The 25,670-nt window shown below is 32.8% G+C and carries 21 protein-coding genes; 8 read left to right on the plus strand and 13 right to left on the minus strand.

Going from position 1 to position 25,670, the window contains the following annotated elements; all coding sequences use genetic code 11:
• Positions 1-5: 5 nt before the first annotated feature.
• Positions 6-2,696 (minus strand): aconitate hydratase AcnA, encoded by a 2,691-nt coding sequence (acnA, locus tag KFE69_11935; protein ID UTW42185.1) that lies wholly within the window; start codon positions 2,694-2,696, stop codon positions 6-8.
• Positions 2,697-2,919: 223 nt separating this feature from the next.
• Here acnA and KFE69_11940 point away from each other — a divergent pair, with 223 nt between their 5' ends.
• From KFE69_11940 to KFE69_11950, 3 genes are all read left to right on the plus strand, one after another.
• Positions 2,920-4,065: a cation transporter gene (locus KFE69_11940; protein UTW42186.1), complete on the plus strand. Its 1,146-nt coding sequence runs from the start codon at positions 2,920-2,922 to the stop codon at positions 4,063-4,065.
• 203 nt (positions 4,066-4,268) lie between these two features.
• The gene (locus tag KFE69_11945; GenBank protein ID UTW42187.1) at positions 4,269-5,618 is read left to right on the plus strand and encodes a hypothetical protein; all 1,350 of its coding nucleotides are present in this window, start codon (positions 4,269-4,271) and stop codon (positions 5,616-5,618) included.
• A gap of 275 nt (positions 5,619-5,893) precedes the next feature.
• Complete coding sequence (locus KFE69_11950) at positions 5,894-6,994, plus strand: hypothetical protein (GenBank protein ID UTW42188.1); 1,101 nt, start codon at positions 5,894-5,896, stop codon at positions 6,992-6,994.
• 4 nt (positions 6,995-6,998) lie between these two features.
• Here KFE69_11950 and pgsW read toward each other — a convergent pair whose 3' ends face one another.
• The 7 genes from pgsW to sucC form a co-directional block, all read right to left on the minus strand.
• The gene (pgsW, locus tag KFE69_11955) at positions 6,999-8,129 is read right to left on the minus strand and encodes a poly-gamma-glutamate system protein (GenBank protein UTW42189.1); all 1,131 of its coding nucleotides are present in this window, start codon (positions 8,127-8,129) and stop codon (positions 6,999-7,001) included.
• 11 nt (positions 8,130-8,140) lie between these two features.
• Entirely contained in the window at positions 8,141-8,605 is a 465-nt protein-coding gene (pgsC, locus tag KFE69_11960) for a poly-gamma-glutamate biosynthesis protein PgsC (protein ID UTW42190.1), read from the minus strand.
• On the minus strand, positions 8,605-9,843 hold the full coding sequence (pgsB, locus tag KFE69_11965) for a poly-gamma-glutamate synthase PgsB (GenBank protein UTW42191.1): 1,239 nt from the start codon (positions 9,841-9,843) through the stop codon (positions 8,605-8,607). The genes pgsC and pgsB overlap by 1 nt, the downstream gene beginning before the upstream one ends.
• Positions 9,844-9,970: 127 nt before the next feature.
• Complete coding sequence (locus KFE69_11970) at positions 9,971-11,644, minus strand: hypothetical protein (GenBank protein ID UTW42192.1); 1,674 nt, start codon at positions 11,642-11,644, stop codon at positions 9,971-9,973.
• Between the two features lie 134 nt (positions 11,645-11,778).
• A complete protein-coding gene (locus KFE69_11975; GenBank protein UTW42193.1) occupies positions 11,779-13,644 on the minus strand; it encodes a hypothetical protein in 1,866 nt (621 codons plus the stop codon).
• Between the two features lie 142 nt (positions 13,645-13,786).
• Positions 13,787-14,659: a succinate--CoA ligase subunit alpha gene (gene sucD / locus KFE69_11980; protein UTW42194.1), complete on the minus strand. Its 873-nt coding sequence runs from the start codon at positions 14,657-14,659 to the stop codon at positions 13,787-13,789.
• A complete protein-coding gene (gene sucC, locus KFE69_11985; protein ID UTW42195.1) occupies positions 14,656-15,831 on the minus strand; it encodes an ADP-forming succinate--CoA ligase subunit beta in 1,176 nt (391 codons plus the stop codon). Before sucC ends, sucD begins: the two co-directional genes overlap by 4 nt.
• 282 nt (positions 15,832-16,113) lie before the next feature.
• Here sucC and KFE69_11990 point away from each other — a divergent pair, with 282 nt between their 5' ends.
• The gene (locus tag KFE69_11990; protein UTW42196.1) at positions 16,114-16,824 is read left to right on the plus strand and encodes a hypothetical protein; all 711 of its coding nucleotides are present in this window, start codon (positions 16,114-16,116) and stop codon (positions 16,822-16,824) included.
• 13 nt (positions 16,825-16,837) lie between these two features.
• Here KFE69_11990 and murG read toward each other — a convergent pair whose 3' ends face one another.
• Positions 16,838-17,932 carry an undecaprenyldiphospho-muramoylpentapeptide beta-N-acetylglucosaminyltransferase gene (gene murG / locus KFE69_11995; protein UTW42197.1) on the minus strand — a complete coding sequence of 365 codons (1,095 nt, stop codon included), beginning with the start codon at positions 17,930-17,932 and terminating at the stop codon, positions 16,838-16,840.
• A gap of 111 nt (positions 17,933-18,043) precedes the next feature.
• On the opposite strand from murG, the gene purD reads away from it, so the two are divergent.
• Complete coding sequence (gene purD, locus KFE69_12000; GenBank protein ID UTW42198.1) at positions 18,044-19,339, plus strand: phosphoribosylamine--glycine ligase; 1,296 nt, start codon at positions 18,044-18,046, stop codon at positions 19,337-19,339.
• A 13-nt stretch (positions 19,340-19,352) separates the two neighbouring features.
• On the opposite strand, the gene KFE69_12005 is transcribed toward purD, so the two are convergent.
• Together KFE69_12005 and KFE69_12010 are read right to left on the minus strand one after the other, a co-directional pair.
• Complete coding sequence (locus KFE69_12005; protein ID UTW42199.1) at positions 19,353-20,024, minus strand: HAD-IB family phosphatase; 672 nt, start codon at positions 20,022-20,024, stop codon at positions 19,353-19,355.
• 26 nt (positions 20,025-20,050) lie between these two features.
• On the minus strand, positions 20,051-20,836 hold the full coding sequence (locus KFE69_12010; GenBank protein UTW42200.1) for a hypothetical protein: 786 nt from the start codon (positions 20,834-20,836) through the stop codon (positions 20,051-20,053).
• Positions 20,837-20,848: 12 nt separating this feature from the next.
• On the opposite strand from KFE69_12010, the gene KFE69_12015 reads away from it, so the two are divergent.
• Both KFE69_12015 and KFE69_12020 read left to right on the plus strand, forming a co-directional pair.
• Positions 20,849-21,568: a ComF family protein gene (locus tag KFE69_12015; GenBank protein ID UTW42201.1), complete on the plus strand. Its 720-nt coding sequence runs from the start codon at positions 20,849-20,851 to the stop codon at positions 21,566-21,568.
• 321 nt (positions 21,569-21,889) lie between these two features.
• Positions 21,890-22,222 (plus strand): hypothetical protein, encoded by a 333-nt coding sequence (locus KFE69_12020; GenBank protein ID UTW42202.1) that lies wholly within the window; start codon positions 21,890-21,892, stop codon positions 22,220-22,222.
• A 186-nt stretch (positions 22,223-22,408) separates the two neighbouring features.
• Here KFE69_12020 and KFE69_12025 read toward each other — a convergent pair whose 3' ends face one another.
• Both KFE69_12025 and KFE69_12030 read right to left on the minus strand, forming a co-directional pair.
• Positions 22,409-23,680 carry an MFS transporter gene (locus KFE69_12025; GenBank protein ID UTW42203.1) on the minus strand — a complete coding sequence of 424 codons (1,272 nt, stop codon included), beginning with the start codon at positions 23,678-23,680 and terminating at the stop codon, positions 22,409-22,411.
• A 137-nt stretch (positions 23,681-23,817) separates the two neighbouring features.
• A complete protein-coding gene (locus KFE69_12030) occupies positions 23,818-24,672 on the minus strand; it encodes a hypothetical protein (GenBank protein UTW42204.1) in 855 nt (284 codons plus the stop codon).
• Positions 24,673-24,785: 113 nt separating this feature from the next.
• On the opposite strand from KFE69_12030, the gene KFE69_12035 reads away from it, so the two are divergent.
• Entirely contained in the window at positions 24,786-25,670 is an 885-nt protein-coding gene (locus KFE69_12035) for a LysR family transcriptional regulator (protein ID UTW42205.1), read from the plus strand.

Genomic DNA, 25,670 nt, shown 5'->3' on the forward strand with positions numbered 1-25,670 from the left:
AAAAATTACATCATATTTTTAAGTACGGTTTGTAAGATACCACCATTTTTATAATAATCTAGGTCAATATCAGCATCTAAGCGTGCCAACGCATTAAACTTAACCACTGAGCCATCAGCCTTTTTAGCTTCTACTTCAACATCTGAACGAGGTTGTACGGATGCTAAGTTTTTAATGCTAAAAGACTCACTACCATCTAAGCCCAATGATTTGGCACTATCACCTTTTTTAAACTGTAATGGTAAAACACCCATACCCACAAGATTACTTCTATGAATACGTTCATAGCTCTCTGCAATGACTGCTTTTATACCTAATAAATAAGTTCCTTTAGCTGCCCAGTCACGTGATGAACCAGTTCCATACTCTTTACCTGCTAAAACGATTAACGGTGTATTATTTTCTTTATATTTCATTGCTGCATCATAAACATACATTTGCTCGCCTGTATCATGATACTTCGTAACCCCACCTTCAACACCTGGTGTTAATAAATTACGAATACGAATATTAGCAAATGTACCACGCATCATTACTTCATGATTACCACGACGAGAACCATAAGAGTTAAAGTCTTTTTTCTCAACACCATGTGATATTAAATATTTACCTGCTGGATACTCTGCAGGAATCGCGCCTGCTGGTGAAATATGATCTGTAGTAATACTATCACCTAGTACTAACAATGTACGCGCATCTTTAATATCGTTTAGCTCGCCACTACTATCAGCAAACCCTTCAAAAAATGGCGGGCACTGAATATAAGTTGAATCATTGCTCCACTGGTATAATTTACTTTCTGGTGCATCTAATCGCTGCCATTCTTCTGTACCTTTAAAGACCACTTCATAACAATCTTTAAACATTTCAGCATGAATCACTTGTGATTGAATTTCTGCTATATCATGATTACTTGGCCAAATATCTTTCAAGTAAACATCATTACCGTGCTTATCTTGACCTAATGCATCAGTTTCAGGATTAAAATCAACTGACCCTGCTAATGCATAAGCAACAACATGAATGGGTGATGCTAGATAGTTAGCTTTTACATTAGGGTTAATACGCCCTTCAAAGTTACGATTACCACTGGATACAGATGCAACTACTAAATCACCTTCATCAATAGCCTTAATAACAGGTTCTGGTAATGAACCGCTATTACCAATACAAGTTGTACAACCATAACCGACAATATTAAATTTTAAATCTTCAAGATATTGTAATAAACCTGACTTTTCAAGATAATTGGTCACAACTTGTGACCCAGGTGCTAGTGAAGTTTTAACATAAGGTTTAACTGTTAAACCTTTTTCTACTGCATTTTTAGCTAAAAGCCCCGCACCAATTAGGACAGAAGGGTTTGATGTATTGGTACAAGAAGTAATTGCTGCTATAGCAACAGAACCATGGCCAATATTACAGTCCATACCTTCAACTGCAATTTTTTTAGATACATCTGTTTCTTTTAACCCAAAGCCATGCAAGCCCAATTCATTTGTCAGTGCTTTTTTAAACTCTGATTGTAGCTGACGTAATGGCACTCGATCTTGAGGGCGTTTAGGACCTGCTAAGGTTGAATCAACGGTTGATAAATCTAAAGATAATACAGCGGAATACTCAGGTTCTTCAGCTGAGTCATGACGATAAAGCATTTGTTCTTGTAGTACTTTTTCAACACGATCAACAACATCCGAACGATTTGATTGTTTTAAATAACCAACCGTTACATCATCAACTGGGAAAAAGCCCATTGTCGCACCATATTCAGGTGCCATATTAGCAATCGTTGCACGATCTGGCAGTGACATGTGCTTAATGCCTTCACCAAAAAATTCAACAAATTTACCAACTACACCATGTTGACGCAATAATTCAGTAATCGTTAATACCATATCTGTTGCTGTAACACCTTCACGCAGCTTACCTGTTAATCTTACGCCGACAACATCAGGTAATACCATATAATACGGTTGTCCAAGCATCACGGCTTCAGCTTCAATACCGCCAACACCCCAACCCATTACTCCAATACCATTAATCATCGTTGTATGTGAATCAGTTCCAACAAGCGTATCAGGATAAGCAATTGTTTCACCATGATCTGTTTTTTCCATCACAACCTGAGCTAAATACTCTAAATTCACTTGGTGAATAATACCCATACCTGGCGGAACTACTTTAAAATCGTCAAATGCCTTTTGTCCCCATTTAAGTAAACTATAACGCTCTTTATTGCGTTGATATTCAAGTTTTACATTTAAATCTAGCGCCTTATCATTACCGAAATAATCAACTTGTACGGAATGATCAACAACCATTGCTGTATCTACTAGTGGGTTAATTTTATCAGGATTACCACCGGCATCTTTAAATGCTTTACGCATCGAAGCTAGATCAACTACAGCAGGAACGCCTGTAAAATCTTGCATCACAACACGTGCTGGCATATGAGGGATTTCAGGACGAGACGATGCTTTAGCATCCCACTCTAATACTTTCATTAAATCAGCTTCTTTAACCTTATAGCTATCAATATTTCTTAATTGATTTTCAACTAATACGCGAATTGAATAAGGTAGGCGTTTAATTGATTTTCCAGTAACTGCCTCTAGCTTTTTAAGGCTATAAGCAGAAATGTTTTTGCCATCATCTAATACGATAGCTGCTTTTGTATTTTGTTTAATATCAGACACGATACTCTCCCTATATAAATGTACTTTTATACATAAAATGATTTCGCTATTCTAGCCGAGTTAATTGAACTTGTACAGTCAACGCAAAGTTGCAAATAGTCATACAATCTTTTACACTGAAATACGTTTTTAAGCTTTATGCGCATTATACCTATGAATATGCTTAAAAGCGTAATTATTTATCATTAATTTATAGTTAGATTTTCTAAAGGAAAATCAGAGTATGCATGACAAAGAAGAACGTTATAACATCAGTAAACGAGTTACCTTAGTTGGCTCAGCCATTAATCTTGGTTTAGCGATTATTAAATTGCTTGCCGGTTTTTTTGGACACTCCAGTGCTTTATTTGCCGATGGTATTCACTCATTATCAGATCTTTTTGGTGATTTTTTAGTTTTGATCGCTGCAAAATTTGCTAAAAAAGATGCTGATCATGACCACCCATATGGCCATCAACGCATAGAGACTTTAGCAACGGTTGGTTTAGGTATTTTTCTTATTATCATTGGTATTGGTATTATCTATGATGGTATCTTAGAAGTTGTCAAAGAAGATGCACTTCGTCCTGATTACTTTACTTTAATCGTTGCTGTTATTTCAATTGTTGCTAATGAATGGCTATATCGCTATACCATGAAAGCAGCAGATGAAATTCACTCTGACTTACTACGTGCAAATGCTTGGCACAGTCGTAGTGACAGCCTATCATCAGTAATTGTACTAATTGGTCTAATTGGTTCATTACTAGGTTGGCACTTTATGGACCCAATCGCTGCAATTATCATTTCATTAATGATTATCAAAATGGGAATTAAATGGGGTTGGCGTGGCTTATCTGAATTAGTAGATACCGCAGTTGACCCAAAAACCATTGCTGAGATTGATGCAATTATTGCAAAAACAGAAGGTGTTCGAAGCCACCATCAAACAAGAACGCGATTAATGGCTGGTCATATTTTTTTAGATGCGCATATTTTAATTGATCCATTACTCACAGCATCTGAAGGCCATTATATTGCTGAAACAATTCGTGCACGATTAGCTTGTGAAATTGATCATATTGAAGATGTTACTATTCATATTGATGTTGATGAACACCCAGAGCGAATCCCGACACTTTCTGAGTTACCACCATCACGAGAGAAAATTCTCAATGAATTAATGCCAAAACTGAAAAACTTAATTCCAGAAAATGCAATTGAGCGAATTGATCTTTATTATAATAAAGCAAAAGCTAATGTTAGCCTTATTTTAAATACTGAACACTTATCCTCTCAAGGCTCTTTGGATGTTTTAAAAGCACAGATCAAGAAGATAGCCCGTGAGATTAAAAGTATTCAATCTATTCAAATTCTCTATCTTATCTAAATAGTAAAGTCATTTATCAAACCTTTTCAACAATCAATTAATTTATTTCTATTGAAACAAATATTATCAATATTCTCATTTTACTGCTCAAAAAATCATCTTTAAACAAGCAAAGTTTTAGAAACAATATTCAAATAGCATATTGACTGGCTATTTTTTAAGCTGGTAATGATCATAACAATCTACACCAAGGAGGGATTTAGATGTTGTCTCTAAAAATTCAAAAATTTTTAAATGAACATATTGAAACACTTACACATAAAATAAAAGCAATTGAATTGCTTGAGTCCTCTATTAGCGTAGAAGATAGTATTTATGACTTAAGAGATACACAACAACTTTCTAATCAATATAAAACCTGCTTAACAAAAATTAAAAAATTTATAGATTTACTCAATCAAAAAGCAAATATGCTTCCTATCAAAGATAGCATCTTACCTAGTAAACAAGATCAAGTTATTGCTCGATTAAGAAATTTATATTATCTACAACAAGAGTTGAAAAGCTTAATACCTGAAATTTCTCAACTCAGTGATGAAGATACATTTCATAAATCATTAACTCAATTATCAAGAATACCACCAGAGAGATTAACTACAAATGAAGAACCCTTTTCTTTTGAAAAAGTTTCTCTTAAAACAAAAAGAACTAATTGTATAAACGAGCAAGAGATCATTGAGCTATACAAATCTATACTTCGATCTACCTCTGATAATGACTTGCCATATAGTGAATATTTTAATTATATCCAAAAAATAATCAAAGCATATACAGCTGATAGAGAGCAAGATGATCATACTTCATTTATCAAATTGTTTATCAATTTAACCAATAAATTACAGGATCATAATCAACCCGAAGTTTTTTTAAAAAATCACCTTTTTGTTGGTACGCCCCTTGTAGAAAACATTATTGAAGTGAATAAAGCATTTTTTAATAAAGAACTACAAATAAAACTAGATCAATTACCTGAAACATTACCAGAAGAGATTAAGACAGCTTTAAAGCATGTTTATTTAATGTCAGCTGACTATCAACCCGATAAAAAACGTTCAGAACTTGCAAGTATTGTATTAGCGTTTCATAAAAGGGATAAAGAAGAATTTAATGGCTATTTATACAAAGCATTAGAAAATACGCTTTTAAGATATGAGTCATCCCTTTATGGCTATACCGTTGGTTTCTGTGATGCTGAATATCATATCAATATTAAAAAAGCTAAAGAAATATTTGAACAATTAAAGGAAGATATAATCACTAGCCCCTATGAGATATTATTTATGATCAGTGACAACTGGGATGATAATTCATTTAATGTACTTTTAATGAGTGAATTATTAAAAGTTTTAACGAATGCTACTGATGACGTTGATTTTAAAGCCATTGCTCATAAAGTTTTCACTTTAGTTCCATTGAGCTTAGAAAATAAATCTTTTGTTTGTGACGCTGAAAAACAATGTTCTGATACTGAACAATCAATTCCAAGTATTTTTTGTGATGAAATTATTAAATCAAATAGCCAGCCTCAACTTGATGAAACACCAAACCCTTGATAAAAAAACAAATTTTCCCACCTAAACGATTAATCAAACACCTGATCATAAGTCAAGCATGTTATTTACTTTGTAACAATATTAGTTCAATTTATTTCATTTCTATGGCTATATTTCAAGCAGTAACTTCACTTAAGTTTAGTTATAACTTGTAATAACTTTTAAACATTTTCATATAGTAGAAGAAGGCTAAATATTCTAAGCTATTAAGCGTGTTTATAATCTTTAACACAAGATTTAAAAGGAATTAAAAACCAAACGACAAGGAGTCAATTATGTTACCACAAAAATATCAAACTACGATTGATCAAGCAAATCAATTTATTGAAGAAATGAAAAGGAAAAATAATGGTGAGTTAACAACTAATCAAGCTCGATGGATTGAGATGGTTAATTATCTTGCAAGATTACTAGAAAATAAAATTGAAGCACTTGAAAATGATGGCGATGTACAGAAAGCTAATAGTAAGATTGATGCACAATTTACACGATTTAATGAGCAGTCTATGCCAGGAAAAGTCTACAGAAACCTTCAGCAACTAAATATCCAAATTGACCAAGACTATCTAGCTATTCACACCAAACAAAAAATTGTGCAAGATATTGAATTAAGTACAAGCCAAGACCCAATAACTACACCTCAAAGTGATGTTAAAGAAGAAGTTTTAAATTCAGTTGACTTAACACAATCTAAAGAAAAGCTAACTGAAGTTGAAATAACAGTTGAGGACAAGGTTGAAGTAGTTAAAGATCAAGTTGAAACAGAGATTAAAGAAAAAGAAGAAAAGATTGAAGAGAAGATAGAATGGACACCTGAAAAGTTAGCACAAAGGATTAATGAACTTGGTGATTCTGACTTTGACTTAATTATGAAAAATGCCATGACACAAGGATCAAAAGAATTCCAAGGCTGGGGAATACATGATAAAACTGTTGGCCAACTTACTTGGTTTAATGATCATAAAAAAAGAACACAAGCTGGAGAAAGCCTCCTAGCTAATTTAAATAATCATATTGATAAAGTTGATGATGTAATAAAAATTAGCGGTAGAGAAGCCTTTAAAGCATTAGATACACGTGAAGATGAAGGAAAAGGTGATCTTATTTATGGTCACTGGGAAACAAACCAGCCTGGTATTCTCTATAATACTTATGCATCATTAAATACATGCATTGTAAGAAATGTATGTGAATTAATTGCTGGTGAACCAATCAGTGAGCAAGATGCACTTGCAACTTATGACTTAATTCATCTCCGCCAACCAAAATTGGAAGAAAAAGCTGAGGTATCGAGTAGTTTAAATAGTCCTACTCACTTTTTAGATGAAGGACTTAAACAAGTCGACAAAACACCTGAACGAGTATTAGAACAATAATTATTTATGACTTTTTATAAGTAATCAAATACTTTCTTGATAATACAGCTGCTAATAATAAAACAATAATATTAACAACTAAAGCTAATAAGGCATACATTCTATTATACTCTAGCGCAACATAAATAGGTCCTTGCCCCACTAATGGTTGATATTTAGGTGATTTGGGAAATTGATATTTTTCTACCAGATTTCCAATATCACGCACATTAACAATTGGAATACCTTGTTTTAAATAGCGTACTGCAACATCATCTACCTTGATTAAATCAACTGGTAAGCTTGTAACCACTCCAATACTAATCGATTTAGGTTTAACTGTTGAATCACCAACCTGTTTCAAACCGATTGCAGCCATGGAGCCACCAACATTAATAAAAGCTTTAACACCATCTTTACCTTCATGTTGTTTATATAACTCCATTCGCTTATTGATTGCATCAATAGTACTTTTACTATCGATAAAATGATAACCAGAATCTTTAATCGTATCATTAATAATTTTAATACCTTCTTTTGATAGCCCATAGCCATAATCGCGACTACCACCAATAGAAACACCAACTGGTATATAGTCAAAAATGCCTTGTTTGACTAAGTATTGATACATATCAAGCCAAGTAAGTCCCGGAATATTTGCACCATAATTTGATGCACCAACAGTAAATACCAATAATGGCTTTAACTGTAATTCTTTAATCGCTGCAAGCATTGCTATATCTAAAGCAGGATAAGACCCTGTCATAGTCACTGCAACCGTATCACCTTTTTTTAAACCTAAATCACCTTTTAACCATTGAACAAAAATCGCAGCAAAATTAGGGTTAACACTATCTTGCTTTGCATATATTGAACCATAGTCTGTTGTTATCGGTGATTGTTTGTCACCAATAAGCCCTGATTTAGATAGATCTAACTTTGTATTAATCTTAATATCTTTTTCACTACGTAAACCTTTAATCGCATTATAAGCTGTATAAGTCGTTTTAGCTGCAGCTAACTTATCATAAAAATACTCACCATAACGAACCGTTTTAAATGTTTGCACCAAATATAAACCTAATAAACTAATCAAACAAATTAATAAAATTATATAGCTTGGAAATAGCTTTCTATGCCAATACATTTTCTTCATCATAACGTCCCTTAAACAACTGAAATCGCTGAGCCCATAAGAATAATTAATAATAAACGCACTAAAACAGATGCAATTAATAATGAACCTAGCGTTTCAATAATCCCTTGCCTATCAATTGAAAGCGCAATTAACCCAGGAATAATATAACCAATAACAGTATAAGCTTCACCAAAGTAAGAAACCATATCTCCTGTTGCTAAAGCATCATTAATAATAACCCCAAGTATAAATGCTAACAATACCGTTAATGCAATACGCCTTCTACCATAGATAATTAAAAAATTAGACAAGAATCTAACAATTGCATAGATTAATAGTGCAGAGATAAAAGTAACAAGCACATTACCAGGATGATTCATCTCTAAAGCAATGTATCCAGGTACGACCATACCACCAGCTGATAGGCCAAAGAATGAAACAAAAATTAAACCAACAACCAAACCAACGCCGATTGATAAGGTTAATATATCCATTAGTTTTCCTCTTCTTTATTCTTTTTAATTCCATTAGCTTGATGTAACTGAATAAAATCAATTAACTCTAAGCCAACACCATAAATATTCCCAATTCCTACAAGCAGTACACGCTTAGCTTGAAATTTTTCAGCAATTGTACTGACAATCGCTTGCTCATCTTTTTCTTCCAAATCAATAATCTCTGTCTGAGTTTTTGCCCTACGCTTATAAGCCTTACTAAAAACATCACAACCTGTGCCAATTAGCACAATTGCTTTAGGCTGTCGCCACTTAGGTATCACATCAACAAATTGCAATGTCCTATCTTGACGATCCTCTCGACAGTTAAGCATTAAAACTGCTTCAAAACCATCATGATACTCATCTAATAGCTTATGCCATAAAATCTCAGTTGAAACAGGGTCATTGGCAGCAAAGCCATTGGCAAATAAAATTTCACTACCTTCATAAGCTATATCATGCTTTGTCATCGCCCCTGGATCGGGTTTTGCATCCCACATCCCTTTTAAAGCAACAGCTTTTGCAACACCTAAAGATGCACACACTTTTAATGCTAAGGCAATATTTTCTTTAAATTCTGCATAGCAAAACCCTGCAACATCTTCATCGGTTATCGCATGAATATCATTTTCTGAAATATGAAATAATTCACTTTTTCTATCTTTTGTTGCCATTTGAAACACTGGTAATTGAATACTTTCAGGCGTAAAAAATTTCCCCCTTACTGGTACCGTTGCAGCTAGTGCTAATGCAACATCTTTAGGTTCAGGGCCCATTACATCTAAATGATCTGGTCTTGCATTGGTTAAAACACCATGGGTAGAACGAACAATTTTCAATTCACATAATGACTGTAATAATGGCTGTAGCGCCATACATTCAATTACCAATGCTTGTGTTTGTAGTTTACGTGCTTTACGAATGATTACAACCTGCTCAATAATATTGGTAAAGCCAACACGAAATACAGGTGTTTCATTACCTTTAGTATCAATAAAACGTGCCAATGTCCCTGTTGTTTTACAGCAAGTTGTAATGCCCCCAGATCGAAGGCCTGCTGCAATTAATCTTGCGACTGAAGATTTACCACGCGTACCATTAACATGAATTCGATACGGTATTTTTTTTAATGTATAAAGATGATAAAGCTCTTCTAAAATATAAAAAATCACTAACAGTAAAAAAAATATAATTAAAATCAACAAGATTGGCTTATTGTCAAAAAAAGCAAACATACCCTTGTAGCCCACAATAATTATTATCTCTCTAATGTGTAAATATAGCACAATAAATGCTATTTGAGGGATAGAATTATTAATTGTTTGAATAAAGATATTAAATTATATTTATTTTATAGACGAATTAAGACTTGATCGAAAATGCTACTCTAGGATTATCTGAAGTTTCAGTTGTGTGATGAAATACAGGAACTGGAGAAGCTCCGCCTCCTATCGGTTTTGATAGCTTTTTGAGCTTTATATTATCTGACAATCCTAAGTCATTGATACGCTTACTTATTGAAAATAATGATGATGACTTTGATATCAAATCTGAAACCTCTAAAACCCTCTTAAGCTGAATCATATCTGAATCATTGAGTAGGTCCTCTTGACTAAGATTATCTCTACATATTTTTTCTTCCAAGTTTTTAATCAATATCACTCTATAGTTATCCAACTGTTCTACAATATCAGAATATTGAGATTGCCCATGATTAGCAGATATAATTTGTGAGCTTTCCTTATAAACAGTACTGTACAATGCAGCTTTTAGTGTAAGCGCTTGAACTTGTTGATTCATGTGACCTAATATTGCTAATGCTTTTCCTTGATAAGAAGGGTAGGCTTTCAAATTATGTACAACTTCCTCAATAAAATCATCAAAACTTTCTAATATACTACGCGTTCTAAATCTATCTGAAATTCCTATAAATTCATTAAGATGCACACAACTTATTGCCTCATTTAATGCTTTATTTTTATCACTACCAGATGTAGTTGTTTTTGGTCTATCAGTAAAACGACTTCTAATGCCATGTGCAGCTCTCAAAATTTTTGGATCTTTATGCGTTGGACTAAAGCGCATTGTATCAATAGCATCAAAGAAATCTAAAATTGCGTTTTTAGCCAAGGCCCTAGCTAAATTATCCAAATCAACAGGTGATTTAGTTAATAACTCACTCCATTTATCTACTATAAAGTCATGATCAATCTTGGCAAAAAACTTCTGATCGTCAATCTCACATGAACCAATATTCTCGATATGTAGGTCCTGTTCTTTTAATAAAGCTGCATATAGTAGTACTGAAATAAAGCCTTGAGGTATATTGAACTCTTCTTTATTTAACATTTTCTTATAAGACTCAAACCCATTTAAACCTTTTGATGCAATACCAATAATGTCATTATTGGCACCTATAACTAACACTGACTCTGAAGCAGCTTTACCAATAAAATATCGCCAAAGATGAGAATAGATAATTTCTGCTATTGCATCTTCTCTCTTTTGCTCTAACTCAACAACTCCAAATTGCTTTACAAAATATAAAGTATTATTATATCTATACTTTTTCACATCATGAGCTGATTTAGCCATGTTATTGTCATTTTCAAGTAATGTTAATTCTGATAAATTAATTCTATTTATTTCAGGCTTTGCTATAGAGCTCGGCAAATTCATCGTTATTTCATTTTTAATTTTTAAAAGAGCTTCTCTAAGACCACTATTTTCTTCAATTAATTGTTTCGCATCTTGATTAGTAGTAGTTTGAATATTTTGTACTTTTTTATTAATCACACTTTGATCTAATTGCTCTGAAATTTGACTATGGATTTTAATAACTGTCAATATATGTATTAAACTACTTTCATCTTGATCTATATATGCTGAAATCAATGTTTTTAACTGATGTTCTTCTGATAAGTTAATATAATTTTTCAAGGATTCAACTTTGTTCAGCTGACCAGTTAATAACAATGGTTTTTTATTATTCATTATAAATAATTCAACTGCATTAAGTATTATATTTTTATTCATCATGCGACCCCTTCTGTCTAATTTATAGACAAGAAATCATACATGACAAACAATTAAAACGCAATGCTTTTTATTTTTCTCTTAAGAAAAATATATAAAATCAATGTAGGCTTATCAATTAAAGTAATATTATTCTATTGATTAAAGCTATTTGTATCCTCACTAGTCACTCCTTTTTTATTAGAATCATTATTATGTTCAATCTCATGAAAATAAGGCTTTGGCGATGTTGAAACATGGTTACTACTAGAAGAGTTTGATAATGATACTTGTGAGTAATCCACCACTTTTAAATTTATACTCTCAAGCTGACTACAACTAAATTTTGTTACTTCAACTAATTGTTGTGCCTGTGCAAAGGTTATTTCAGGTTTTATTAGCTCTCCTAATAATGTTTGAGTCAATTTAAGTTTCTGAAATTCCGTATTTTGATGCAAACTCATATTAGAAATACAATCTTCCCCTATTTGCTTTGTAATTGAAGTAATTAATTTATTTCTTTGCTTTAATGTATCTTCTATTAAATCTTTATTTTGGTGAAACTTGTTATAGACTACATTAGTATCATATTGGTAAACCTGACTAAATAGCTGAACCTTCTGAGAAAAATTAACTACTCTAAGAAACATATGATGAAATATTTCATATGCCTTACTACATTGTTGATCATTAAAACCTTCATTAGAGAATGCATTATCGATGTGTTTTTTAAATGCAAATAAATTTTCACTAACCATTTCAAAGTTTTGAAAAGCTTTAAATAACATTTGAAACTCTTCATTAGTCCCTATCGTAGATAGCTCACTTAATACTCTAGCTTGATCTTCCTTAGAAACCGTTGTATCACTTCTATCTGTCAACTTTGATCTTGCATAATGGCCTGTCTGTAAAATTCGACTATTTATTGTCACAGGTGAAAAACGTACTGTTTCAAGCGTATTAATAAATTTAGATAAACTTCCAGTTGCTAATGCTTCTGCTAAATGGTTCATATTAGCAGTTTCTTCTATTTTGGATAGTTTATCCCAATTAGCAATAATCATATCATGATCTATTTTAGAAATATTTTTAATATTCTCTGTTGAAACTATACCAATATTCTCTATTGAGCTTTTACCAATATTATGAATATGTAAATCCTGCTCTTTTAATAATGGTGTTAATAGAAGTATTGTAAGTAAGCCAACTAATCGTCCAAAATTCTCATTGTTATCTAACATACGATACAAAGACTCAAAGCCCTTCAAGCCAATTGAAGCTACTCCAATAATATTTTTTTTATCGTCAATAACTAAAGCTGTTTCTGAAACAATGGCATTATTACCTGCTAATTTTGCAAGTGTCATCCAAAGTAAAGCATATGTTGCTTCAGCAATAGCATCTCTAGCTTGTTGATCCAAATCTTTACTACTATCAAACATTTTCACAAAATATAAATTATCTTGCCCTTCTAGTGTACATACTTGTACCTCATGAGCTGATTTTGCAGCATCTTTGCTTTCTTTTTTTCTGATTAACTTATTATTATCTATTAATTTAATATTAATAGTATCTTGTAAAAAGTTTTTTACATCTTCTTGATTAGTGACTTCAGCAACAGGCGTTGTATCTGCAACATTACTATGAGTATTATTTGCATGAGCTACCATAGTCCTCAATGAAGACTGTTTGTCCTCTCCCTTACACAAATCTGCTGCATGCTTCTGAAGCTCATTTTGAAATTTTTTAACATCTGGATAATTAATATTTCCTGCACTTTTTGAAAGCATCGTACTATTATTGATAAGCAATAATTGTGTCAATATCTCTTGTTTATTTTTATTTAAATATGCAGTAACTAATTCTTCTGCTTGCTTATCATTAGCAAGATTAAGATAATATTTTAACAGATCAGCCCTATCAACTCCATTAAAGCTATTAACTGATATTCTATGGCGTTTTTTACTTTCTACTATTTTAACATAAAGATCAATTGCATCTAATACGGCTTTTTTATTCATAACTCCCCCCTCAAATATTTTATTTTTCCCGATCTATTATAAATAAAATATATATTGTGTCAAATAATAAAAAAAGCCACCACTAAATACTTTTAATGATGGCTTTTATAATGCTATTAAGCAATATTAAGTTAAAACGTACTTACCAACCAGTAACTTCAGCTAAACGCTGACCAATTTCTGCTGGTGATTTTGTAGTTGCAACGCCTGCTGCTTCAAGGTGAGCAAATTTCTCTGCTGCAGTTCCTTTACCACCTGCAATAATCGCACCAGCATGTCCCATACGCTTACCAGCAGGCGCTGTAACCCCTGCAATATAAGAAACAACTGGTTTTGTAACATTTGCTTTAATATATTCTGCAGCTTCTTCTTCTGCTGAACCACCAATTTCACCAACCATGATGATGGCTTCTGTTTGTGGGTCATTTTGGAATAAGGTTAATGCATCAATAAAGCTTGTACCTGGGATTGGATCACCACCAATACCAATACAAGTACTTTGACCAAAGCCTAAAGCTGTTGTTTGGTTAACTGCTTCGTAAGTTAAAGTACCTGAACGAGAAACAATACCAACTTTTCCAGGTTGGTGAATATGTCCTGGCATAATACCAATTTTACATTGTCCAGGTGTAATAACGCCTGGGCAGTTTGGTCCAATTAAACGAGAACCTGAATTTTCAACATAACGTTTGACTTCAAGCATATCTAAAACAGGAATACCTTCTGTAATACAAACAATCAATGGAATACCGGCATCAGCAGCTTCAATGATTGAGTCTTTACAAAATGGCGCTGGTACATATATAACTGTCGCATCTGGCTGAACTTGATCAACTGCATCTATCACTGTATCAAACACAGGCAAACCTAAATGCTCTTGGCCACCTTTACCTGGTGTAACACCACCAACCATTTTTGTACCATATTCAAGTGCCTGCTCTGAGTGAAATGTTCCCTGTTTACCAGTGAACCCCTGACAGATGACTTTCGTTTCTTTATTAATTAATACACTCATGCTTTGGCCTCTTCTTTCACTGCTTCAACTACTTTCTTAGCCGCATCGGTAAACCCATCAGCTGCAATAATATTTAAACCACTGTCTTGTAGTTTTTTAGCACCTAATTCTGCATTAGTCCCTTCAAGACGAACAACCACAGGTACTTTAACACCCACTTCTTCAACTGCTGCAATAATACCTTCTGCAATCATATCACAGCGAACAATGCCGCCAAAAATATTAACTAAAATCGCTTGGACATTTTCATCTGAGAGAATAATTTTGAACGCTTCAGATACACGTTCCTTTGTCGCACCACCACCAACATCTAAAAAGTTAGCTGGCTTACCACCACAAAGTTTAACTAAATCCATTGTTGCCATAGCAAGGCCTGCGCCATTAACCATACAACCAATATTACCTTCTAGGGCAACATAGTTTAAATCCCATTGGGCAGCACGTTGTTCACGTTCATCTTCCTGAGATGGATCATGCATCACTTGAATTTGTGGTTGACGATATAAAGCATTACTATCAATGTTAATTTTTGCATCTAAACAATGAAGATTACCTTCATCTGTAATCACTAATGGATTAATTTCTAAAAGTGCTAAATCTTTTTCTTCAAATATTTTGGCTAAACCTAAGAAGATTTTAACAAACTGCTTAACTTGATCGCCTTTTAAACCCAACTTAAATGCTAAGGCACGACCTTGATAAGGTTGTGCACCTACTAATGGATCAATGGTTGCTTTATGAATTTTATCTGGTGTCTCTTCTGCAACTTTTTCAATTTCAACACCACCTTCAGTTGATGCCATAAAAACGATTCTACGGCTTGCTCTATCAACAACAGCTCCTAAGTATAATTCCTTAGCAATATCAGTACAGGCTTCAATTAATATTTTACTAACTGGCTGACCATTTGCATCTGTTTGATAAGTTACTAGTCTTGAACCCATCATTTTCTTAACAAATGCTGCTATGTCATCTTTAGAAGAAACTAGCTTTACACCACCAGCCTTACCACGACCTCCTGCATGTACTTGGGCTTTTACAACCCACATATTGCCACCAATTTTATCTGCAGCAACTAAAGCCTCTTCTACACTATCAACAGCATAGCCTTTTGATACAGGCAAACCATACTCAGCAAATAGTTGCTTGCCTTGATACTCATGTAAATTCATGACATCTTCTCACTTATCTTTGTTTTACTTTAATTGATTTATTGAAAAACGTAAGCAAGTATAAAGGATATTATCAATATCTGTCACCCTTTTTTGTATAAAAGTAACTCAAATGATCGAAAATATACTTAAATACAGCATTGTCTTAATCTATGATCTAATCAATATTAAAGATGTTCTTTTCTATTAATAAGCTCTATACTCATAGGTTTAATTGTTGAAATATTTAAATTTAACGGCTTAAATTATTAATGATAAGTAAAATAAAGGTGCTTTTAAGAAATGAATAATCAAGTAGTAGACCCGGAACTAAAACTTAAGAAAAAATTTTTAAAAAAGTTTAAACTTTCTAATCCTACTATGATTTTACTTGCTTTAATTATTCTGTTATTAGTCATCATATTAGTACAACAGTTCTCTGACTCTTCCAAAACTAAAGAGCTCCATAATCAAATTAATAAAATTGCTTCATCAATAAAAACCAACCATCAAACACAAAATCAAATCTTATCTAATATAAATAAACAAACAAAAGCCATTACTTCAATTGATAACAATTATAACCAAGTTAATCAAATGATTAATAGTGCAGTCAAAAATCAAAGCCTAATACAAAGTAAACTCAGTCAACAATTTGAACAAACAAATAAAGCCATTAGTAACAATGCTCAATCTTTAGCACAAATTCTTAAATTGTTAAACATGAAACTAGGTCAGTTAAGTGATCAAAATTCATCACTTCATTCTATTTTAAATACTCCTCAAGGCTTTAAACGAACAGATCAATACACCATCAGTAGCATTGCCCCTTACGGTGTAATTATCCAGGACAAACAAGGAAATTTTTTAATTGCTAGATTAAATAAGCAACTATCAGTTGGTGTTATCACTGCCATTACTGAACATTATATTATTGCAGGCAATTATGTAATTACCAATGAAAGCTCTAAAATGCATAATAGTGTCTCTATTATAAAAAAAATGACCCCCTAACTAATCTTTAAGCTTAATGAGATAATACCTGATAAACCGTTTTAATAACTTGCTCTGTGGCATCGATTTTTGCTTGAGCTTTAGCTTGATATGACTTGATACTTAGTACTTCTTTTTGTTTAAGCCAAACTGTTAGAATAGATACTAACTTTTCAGCTGATAACTCAGACTGACGAATACAAATAGCGGCATCTGCATTCACTAACATTTGTGCATTATAATATTGATGATCATCAACTGCATAAGGATAGGGAATAAAGATTGCAGGTAAGCCACAGGCTGCTACTTCAGAAACCGTTAAAGCACCTGCCCTACAAATAATCATATCAGCCCATTGGTAAGCATCGTTCATTCGATCAATAAAAGGCATCACTTGTGCGTTAATTTGATATTTTTGATAATGAGCAGTCGTTTTTTCAAACTCAGCTAAACCACTTTGATGATGCACTAAAATAGAGTGATTTTTTGTAACTTCTTTAAACACTTCAGGTAATAGCTGATTAAATACTTGCGCACCTTGGCTACCACCTGTTACTAGAATACGGCAAGGGCGTTCTATATTGCATTGTTTATCTTTTTTATAAAGATCAATGATATCTGTGCGCAAAGGATTACCTATCACTTGAAGTTTTTTTGATAGATTAGGAACTTCAAAGGCACTTAACACCGCATTAGCAAACTTAGATAATACTCGATTGGTAAGTCCACTTCGAGCATTTTGTTCATGTATGATTAATGGCTTAACTAAAAGTTTTGCAGCTAAACCGCCGGGTGCTGCAACATAACCACCAAACCCCAAAACAAGCTCAATTTTATGCTTTCTAAAAATTTTGACACAAGCTAATATGGACTTTAACAATGTAATTGGCATAAGCATATAGCGTATTAAGCCTTTATTTCTTAAACCTTTCATTTGAATATAATCAATCTGAAAACGACTTTCGATTAATTTTTTCTCTAAGCCTTTCTCTGTACCAAGCCAGAAGATTTTACAACCTAATTGTTCTAATCGTTCAGCGACTGTCTTAGCTGGAAAAATATGCCCGCCAGTACCACCAGCTAAAATCATGATACGTTTATTCTTTAAATATTCCAGTTCATTTTTCATCTAAGTTTAATCTTATCTCTTTGAAAATTTACCAATTTAGCCTAACATATCCATTAATTGACAACGAGTAAAACAAATTAAAATTTTTAACGATCAATAAGTGAGAGTCAAATGAAAATCCTGATTGTTGGTGGAGGTGGACGTGAACATGCATTAGCTTGGAAATGTACACAGTCCAAACACGCAAAAGAAATATTTGTCGCACCTGGTAATGCAGGCACCGCTAAGGAAGATAAAGTAACCAATATTGATATTAAGGCAACTGATATTGACGCATTAGCTCAATTTGCTAAAAGCCACCATATTGATTTGACCATTGTAGGACCTGAACAACCTTTAAGCCTTGGCATAGTTGATTACTTTCAAAGCCAAGGTTTAAGAATATTTGGCCCTAGCCAAAAAGCGGCACAATTAGAGTCATCAAAATCTTTTTCAAAAGATTTTATGAGTGAGTGTCTTATTCCAACTGCGATCTATCAAAAATTTGATGATGCAAATCTTGCAAAAGCTTATGTTTCTAATCAAACATTTCCACTCGTTATTAAGGCCAGTGGCCTTGCATCTGGCAAAGGTGTGATCATTGCGCATACGTTAGATCAGGCACGCCAGGCTATTGATGAAATGTTATCTGGTAATCGCTTTGGTGATGCTGGTAAAGAAATCATCATTGAAGATTTTCTTCAAGGTGAAGAAGCAAGTTTTATTGTAATCTGTGATGGTAAAAATGCTTTACCAATGGCAAGTTCACAAGATCATAAAGCATTAAACGATGGTGATCAAGGACCAAATACAGGCGGTATGGGTGCCTATTCTCCTGCACCCGTTATTACTAGTTATATTCATGAAAAAGTGATGCAAACAGTCATTCAACCTGTACTTGATGGTATGGCTAAACATGGTACACCATTTGTTGGCTTTCTCTATGCGGGGCTTATGATTGCACCCGATGGTAGTATTAAAGTATTAGAGTTTAATACACGCATGGGCGACCCTGAAACACAGCCGATTATGATGCGCTTAGAATCTGATTTAATTGAGCTAATCTCAACGGCTTTAGATGGAAACATAAACCAAGCTAAACCATCATGGAGTAACCAAACGGCACTAGGTGTTGTACTTGCTTCTAAAGGCTATCCTGATACCTTTCTTAAAGGTGAGCCTATTTTAGGTGTAACTAGTGATAATGGTACTACCAATAAAATATTTCATGCCGGCACATCTATGCAACATCATGTAGTCATTACTAACGGCGGTCGAGTATTATGTGCTACAGCTTTAGGTGACAATATTCAACAGGCCTTTGATAATGCTTATCACTTAGCTGAGCGTATTCATTGGGATACCATTTATTATCGCAAAGATATTGGCATGAAAGCCATTAATAGAAAAAAGATGTCTAATTTATAAAGTACATCATTTATTATAACGCGGTACTTTTTTCTAAAATTAATTTTTCAAGCGCTTTAGCTGAACTTATACTTTTATCAGCTAGTGATATCACTTGATCTCTTTGGACATGCTCTGTATAGCAAATAAAATAATCTGCTATGCTTGCTTCTTTTAACTGATAATCTGTATAACCATCGCCAACGATAATCACTGGATTTAGCCATTTTGCTTGATAGTCTTTAGCAGCATCTACTTTTGATAATAAAGCAGGTGTTTTTATGATTTCAACAAAATTACCTTCACTATCCCAGCACCCTTCTAAAGCAATGACTTTTTCGTTTTTAATTCCCAAGTAATTTGCAAATGGTTGAATAACCCTACCCAAGCCACCACTAATAATCCAGATATCAATATTTGATGCCTTAAGCATTGTAAATAGCGTTTTAAACCCATCGCTAATAATACTTGGCAGTGCATTATCAACAAATCTCTCTATATCAGCTAGTGAAGGGGCTGCTAGATCAAATCGCTTTTTAACTGATTCTGAAAATATAATTTCTCCTGCCATGCCCATTGCAGTAATTTGTTCAATTTTTGCTAATACTTTAGGTATATGTTTCAATTTAGGCATAAGCATTAGTTCAAATGACTCACCTTGAATAATGGTTGAGTCAAAATCAAATAAAACCGTTGCTTGATACATGAGTACTAATTCCCTTTGATTTAAGCTTAAGGCTTATTTTTAGTTAGTTTTAATTGATCTAAGCTAATATAAACTTCATTATCTGACTGTACTTGTTTTAACGGTTGTTGCCAAGCATGCCCATAAATAATTTCAACTGGCATTGTTGTTTGGTTTTTTAATTCTAATTCCATATAGAGCACTTTTTTATGCTCTTTATCTAGTCGATTAATCGCTAAAATATCACATAGCATATCTAAATCTTGACTAAATTGTTGTTGGCTTTGATAGCTTATTTTTAATACCTCTGCATCCATCACGGGATCTTTAAATAATAATTTTCTTAAACTATCCCCAAAATCATGCATATCTACCCAATTATTAGGGCGCTGTATTTTACTGGTTTGTGGAAATAATGTAACTGGTCCAATCGTTGTAAAAAACAAGCAGCCATCTTGTGATAAAAGATGCATAAATTGAGTCAGTGGTGATTCAATTGTTTGAAAGTGATGTAAGTACAGATTTGATAAAATCAAATCAAATTTAATATCTGATTGTGCTTGTGTATCGATTAATGTCATTTCGTCAAATTCAGAAGACAAACTAAAATCTTTAGGCACTTGATAAAAAATCTTACTATTTGAAAAGCGTTTAATTAAGGCTTGAATAGCACTTTCACTCCAAAAGCCATCGATAAGAATCGATTGATATGAATGATTAACAAAGTCTAGCTTTTCAAGCAACCTAGATGCAATTTCATCAATTAAATAATAACTTAATTGATTTTGATCATGCTTTTGTGTATCAAAGATAAAATAATTCATTAATGGCATAAAAGGTAACCCATGTTTCAATTTAATGATATTCTAAAAAAGTCTTTTCAACTTGTAAAACCTATTTTTTTAGAGTCTTTATGCCTTAGTTGTGGGCAAAACAGCGATCAATTATTATGTCGCTATTGTTATAAGCTTATTAAAAAACTGACTTACCCAAACAATGCTTGTCAAACTTGTGGCAACTTAACTATAAAAAATAGGCAATGTGATCAATGCCTTTTAAAACCGCCCCCTTGGCAAAGCCTATCAATTGCTTTTTACTATGACAGCTTAATCCAGAACCTATTTCAGTCGTTTAAGTTTAATCATAATTTTAAAGCCGCAGCTTTTTTATGTGAGCAATTTAGTCAAGCAATCATAAAAAAGTCACACTTAGAAGCTGATATTATCATCCCTGTACCCATTCACAGACAAAGAAATATCACAAGAGGATATAATCAAAGCATTATCTTAGCAAATGCTTTAAGTAAGGCATTAAACATTCCTTTGAATACAAAATACATCAAACGCAGCAAATATACAAAGGCGCAAACTTTGCTTGAAGGCAAAGTAAGAAAAGATAATGTAAAAGAAGCATTTTCTATTCGATCAAAAAAAACTTATCAACATATCATCGTTGTCGATGATATTATCACAACAGGTAGTACTTTAACCTCATTTTGTAATACTTTATCTCAAGCTGATAATCCTAAAATACAAACTGTTACTTTTGCAAAGCCTTTAAAATAAGTAAATTTAGCATATTTAAGCTTTAATTAACTCCGTGTTCTATTTGAAATATTTTAAATAGGAGAAAAACCTCAACAGCGCAAAATATTTAGTGATACTACAGGCACACCAAAGTATAAAACTATAGAAAACGCTGCTTACTTATCAAGTAATTTATCAGAGCTATTTGAGTTTTACCAGCAATCACCAGATGGTATTGTTGCAAAAGCAAGTGGTACACTTGGCATAGGTAATCACTTTATCCAACCAAATTTAGCATATGATAAATTTGTTGAAACAGTAAGTTCAACAAAGCCTCCTTTTACACTCGAGTATTTACAAATGGCCTATTCTGAAGAACATAAAAAAAATATTAAACAACGTGCTTTATTTTTTTATGACACTGAAACTGGTAAACAAGTTATTATTCCCATTCATGCAAAATTACTTGGTAACGGAAATTATGACTGTCATAAAATTAGACCTAATTCTAAAGACTATATTGGTTACTTACCTAAGATTACTCAACTTCAAAATCCACTACTACAAAAATGGGCAAAGCAAGTTAGTGAAAAAGTTGTTCAACATTATAAAGAGCATTATAACTCGATTAGTCAAGAAAGTAGTGAAATTATAATAAAATATAAGAGGATATTGGTGGACGCAAATACTTAGGCAGACATTCTCCAAAAGAAGAAAACTGTGATTTCTTTCATTCAGCAAACCCAGGATTACTTACGACACATGACCAATTTGATTACTGTACAGCATTTTCTAATATACAAAGTAAATTTTACTCAAACTTTAACCAACCAACAACACCATTTATACAATATAGTACTCAACCAGCCAAGAGAAGTTTTATACCACCTGAACGTTCGCCGCCTTAATTGGGCTAACTAAAATTTCAGGCTTAATTAAATAAATCATATACATACCAATTACACCAATAACCAATAAAACAAGAATAAAAATACTCATTCCATAAAGTGGATCATAATGGGACAGTATTTCTGCGATTAATGGTGCAGCACCTGCAATACCATTACCGATACTATAAGAAAAAGCACAGCCAGTTGTACGCCAATCCTTATTAAAAACTGAGGCAAATAAAGGTGAAATTGCACCTTGGGTTGCAGCCATTAATAACGTAAAAGCATACAGTGCAATTAAAGCATTAATCATGACCTTTGTCTGAATTAACCACATTAGTGGCATTGTTAAGATTAACAATAAACTCATTGCGATAACAAAAAGTTTTAAATAACCCACTCGATCTGCAACCATACCAAAGATTGGATAGACTAAACAAGCTAATACTAAAGCAAATGTATTAACTAAATAAGCAGACTCAGAACTCACTGATAGATACTCAATCTGATAATTAACAATATAAGTAAAAACAAGAAAATATAATGATGCTGCCATTGTCGTTAAAGCAACAACTGCAACAATTGAACGCCATTGTAACATGAGGGATCGAAGCACATTTTTTTTCTTTTTTACTTCAACTGACTGAGCGCCTGCTTTTATTTGATAACGATTCATATAAAGGAAAATAACAAATAAAATACCACTTAATGCAAAAGGAATACGCCAAATGAGTTGCGATTGTGTTTGAAATACCAATGAAGCTAAAAAGCTTACCAATGATGCGCAAAGAAAGCCTAATGATGAAATACTATAAACCATACCAATGGTAAAGCCTTTGGTTTTTTTATAATCATCAACTGATAAACTTAATAATCCTGGGAATTGCCCACCAACTGAAATACCTTGTGCAATTCTAAAGGCGACAAGTAAAGCTGGCGCTAATATACCAATTTGCTCATATGTTGGTATAAAGGCAACTAGAAATGTTGTAATACCCATTAAAATAACACACAAATTAACAGAGTATTTTCTGCCATAACGATCACCAACCCAGCCCATTAATAAACCACCTAATGGACGTGCAACAAACCCAAGAAAAAAAGTAAAAAAAGCTAATAACATACCAATATAATGATTTTGTGATGGGAAAAATGTTAGCGCAATACTACTGGCAAAATAGATATATAAAGAAAAGTCATACCATTCAAGAATATTACCAAATGAAAGTTTCAAAAATGGTGCAATTTTTTTGTTTTTCATTAAAACTTTAACTTATTTTAATCAAATTGCAGCCTAGTATAACAGATTAATAACCTAAAATAAAATAATACCCTAAAAACAAAACCATCATATAAAATTACCATATAACAATTATTTTAAATTTTAGCTAGAAGTATTTAGGTTTGGTAGTTAAATACAGAGGCATATTGATTGTGTAAATGCCTATTAAGAACCCAAGGACATTTACCATCATTACCCATAGTTTCCTGACATAAAAAATAAACCTTATCATTTAAATAAGCATACCCTATGTTATCTTGGCTACACTGAATATTTGTTATGTCATCACTATTATTTTTTGTATTTATCTCAATTTTACAATAACCTAACATTTTAGTGAATCTAGCATCAATAATTACTGAGTTGCTATAATGGCACATCAAATAAAGCGTACCATCAGGTGCAGGGTATAGATTTCGCCCACAGGCTGTTAAATTGACTTGCCCAATTCCTATGGCATTTATTTTTCCTTTTGCAAAAGGATATCCATTTGGATGAATAACAACATTAACTATTTGAGTAGCGTTATAACCTTTTTTACAGCTGTCACTTCCTGAGACAGCAATATTAGAAATATTCTGGTAGTTCCAACTAAAATCACATGAGTTATAACCACTTTCATATAAAGATACCCCAACATCTCCTGATTCAGCAGATAGAGCTTTTAAATATAACCAAATACTAGATCTGACAAAATGATTACCATCATAAATGATTGTAAATGTCATACTTTTCCCTGGTAATAGTTTTTTTCTTTGATTAAATATCTTAACTAATTGACTCATTTCCCAATATTTACTTGGTGTTACCCAACTAAAGGGCTCACCCCCATTATTATAGCCATTTGGAACTTTTTTAAATGCGCCTGCCATATAGACTGTATTTGTATCATTTGTTATCGTTAGCTTCCATATATGTGCATAGACACAATTAGACATTAGTAAAGTTATTGTGAACAATATTATTTTCATACATATCTTATTAATCTCTTTAGTTAGTTTAAATAAAACTTTTTGCAGTCTACTAATTAATCAACCATAATAAAATTAGAAATAACTTAAGAAATTTGGTTAACTAAAAGTTTATGAAATATACAATCAAACAAATCGAAGTATTTTTAAGTGTTGCTGAAACACTTAGCCTAACTCATTCTGCTGAAAAGCTTTTTATGAGTGTTCCTGCCGTATCAAAGCAATTAAGAAACTTTGAGCAGCTTTGCTCTGAAAAACTATTTACAGTAAAAGGAAAGCAGTTACATATGAGTGCATATGCAACCCAACTTGTTACACCCGCTAAAAACCTACTCGAACAAGCACAAATTGTTCAAGCTTATATGAATCAAAAATCTGCCTCTGAAAAAATTATTAAACTAAATATTGATAGCGCCTATCAACAACTTATTTATCCAATCTTACGTAAATTTAACCAACTTCACCCTGATGTGGTCTTTCGACTTGAAGTTGCTGCTTGGATTCAACAGCATGCGGCTCTTTCTAAAGAAAATGATGTCCTTTTTATTACCCGCGAAAAAGATGTTTATGGTAGAGATTTACACACAGAGACTTTTTCTTTGATGCCATTTGTCTTTATAACAAGTGTCGATCATCCGCTAACTAAAATTGGTGGTTTAACAATCAATCATTTAGTCTCTCAAGTTTGGTGTCTTGCAAAAGAAGTTACCAATACTCAGATTGAACTCAGAAATTGGTTAGATCAATTAAAATTAGAAAAACCGATTCTTTTTGTTAATTCATTAAATTCTATTCCTTATGTTGTCGAATCAGGGCTTGCTGTGGCATATTTACCAGAGAACATCGTTGAAAGTCAACTTAAAGCTAATCAAGTAATTAAATTACATATTCCTAATCTACCTAACCTTTCATTCCCATTGGCATTACTTTATCATCATGATATGCCATTAAATGAAATTACCATTCAATTTATTAAGTTTTTACACCAACATTTATAA

The organism is bacterium SCSIO 12844, assembly GCA_024397935.1.
Taxonomy (GTDB): Bacteria; Pseudomonadota; Gammaproteobacteria; order Francisellales; family Francisellaceae; genus M0027.

What these genes read in the sequence shown, in the direction of transcription:
- KFE69_12020 (UTW42202.1), top strand. Translation starts at nt 21,890, where the DNA reads ATGGCCTATTCTGAAGAACATAAAAAAAATATTAAACAACGTGCTTTA.
- pgsB (UTW42191.1), bottom strand. Translation starts at nt 9,843, where the DNA reads ATGTTTGCTTTTTTTGACAATAAGCCAATCTTGTTGATTTTAATTATA.
- sucC (UTW42195.1), bottom strand. Translation starts at nt 15,831, where the DNA reads ATGAATTTACATGAGTATCAAGGCAAGCAACTATTTGCTGAGTATGGT.
- KFE69_12035 (UTW42205.1), top strand. Translation starts at nt 24,786, where the DNA reads ATGAAATATACAATCAAACAAATCGAAGTATTTTTAAGTGTTGCTGAA.
- KFE69_12010 (UTW42200.1), bottom strand. Translation starts at nt 20,836, where the DNA reads ATGCCATTAATGAATTATTTTATCTTTGATACACAAAAGCATGATCAA.
- KFE69_11975 (UTW42193.1), bottom strand. Translation starts at nt 13,644, where the DNA reads ATGAATAAAAAAGCCGTATTAGATGCAATTGATCTTTATGTTAAAATA.
- purD (UTW42198.1), top strand. Translation starts at nt 18,044, where the DNA reads ATGAAAATCCTGATTGTTGGTGGAGGTGGACGTGAACATGCATTAGCT.
- KFE69_11970 (UTW42192.1), bottom strand. Translation starts at nt 11,644, where the DNA reads ATGAATAAAAATATAATACTTAATGCAGTTGAATTATTTATAATGAAT.
- KFE69_11950 (UTW42188.1), top strand. Translation starts at nt 5,894, where the DNA reads ATGTTACCACAAAAATATCAAACTACGATTGATCAAGCAAATCAATTT.
- KFE69_12005 (UTW42199.1), bottom strand. Translation starts at nt 20,024, where the DNA reads ATGTATCAAGCAACGGTTTTATTTGATTTTGACTCAACCATTATTCAA.
- KFE69_11940 (UTW42186.1), top strand. Translation starts at nt 2,920, where the DNA reads ATGCATGACAAAGAAGAACGTTATAACATCAGTAAACGAGTTACCTTA.
- KFE69_12025 (UTW42203.1), bottom strand. Translation starts at nt 23,680, where the DNA reads ATGAAAAACAAAAAAATTGCACCATTTTTGAAACTTTCATTTGGTAAT.
- sucD (UTW42194.1), bottom strand. Translation starts at nt 14,659, where the DNA reads ATGAGTGTATTAATTAATAAAGAAACGAAAGTCATCTGTCAGGGGTTC.
- KFE69_12015 (UTW42201.1), top strand. Translation starts at nt 20,849, where the DNA reads ATGTTTCAATTTAATGATATTCTAAAAAAGTCTTTTCAACTTGTAAAA.
- pgsC (UTW42190.1), bottom strand. Translation starts at nt 8,605, where the DNA reads ATGGATATATTAACCTTATCAATCGGCGTTGGTTTGGTTGTTGGTTTA.
- KFE69_11945 (UTW42187.1), top strand. Translation starts at nt 4,269, where the DNA reads ATGTTGTCTCTAAAAATTCAAAAATTTTTAAATGAACATATTGAAACA.
- murG (UTW42197.1), bottom strand. Translation starts at nt 17,932, where the DNA reads ATGAAAAATGAACTGGAATATTTAAAGAATAAACGTATCATGATTTTA.
- pgsW (UTW42189.1), bottom strand. Translation starts at nt 8,129, where the DNA reads ATGAAGAAAATGTATTGGCATAGAAAGCTATTTCCAAGCTATATAATT.
- KFE69_12030 (UTW42204.1), bottom strand. Translation starts at nt 24,672, where the DNA reads ATGAAAATAATATTGTTCACAATAACTTTACTAATGTCTAATTGTGTC.
- KFE69_11990 (UTW42196.1), top strand. Translation starts at nt 16,114, where the DNA reads ATGAATAATCAAGTAGTAGACCCGGAACTAAAACTTAAGAAAAAATTT.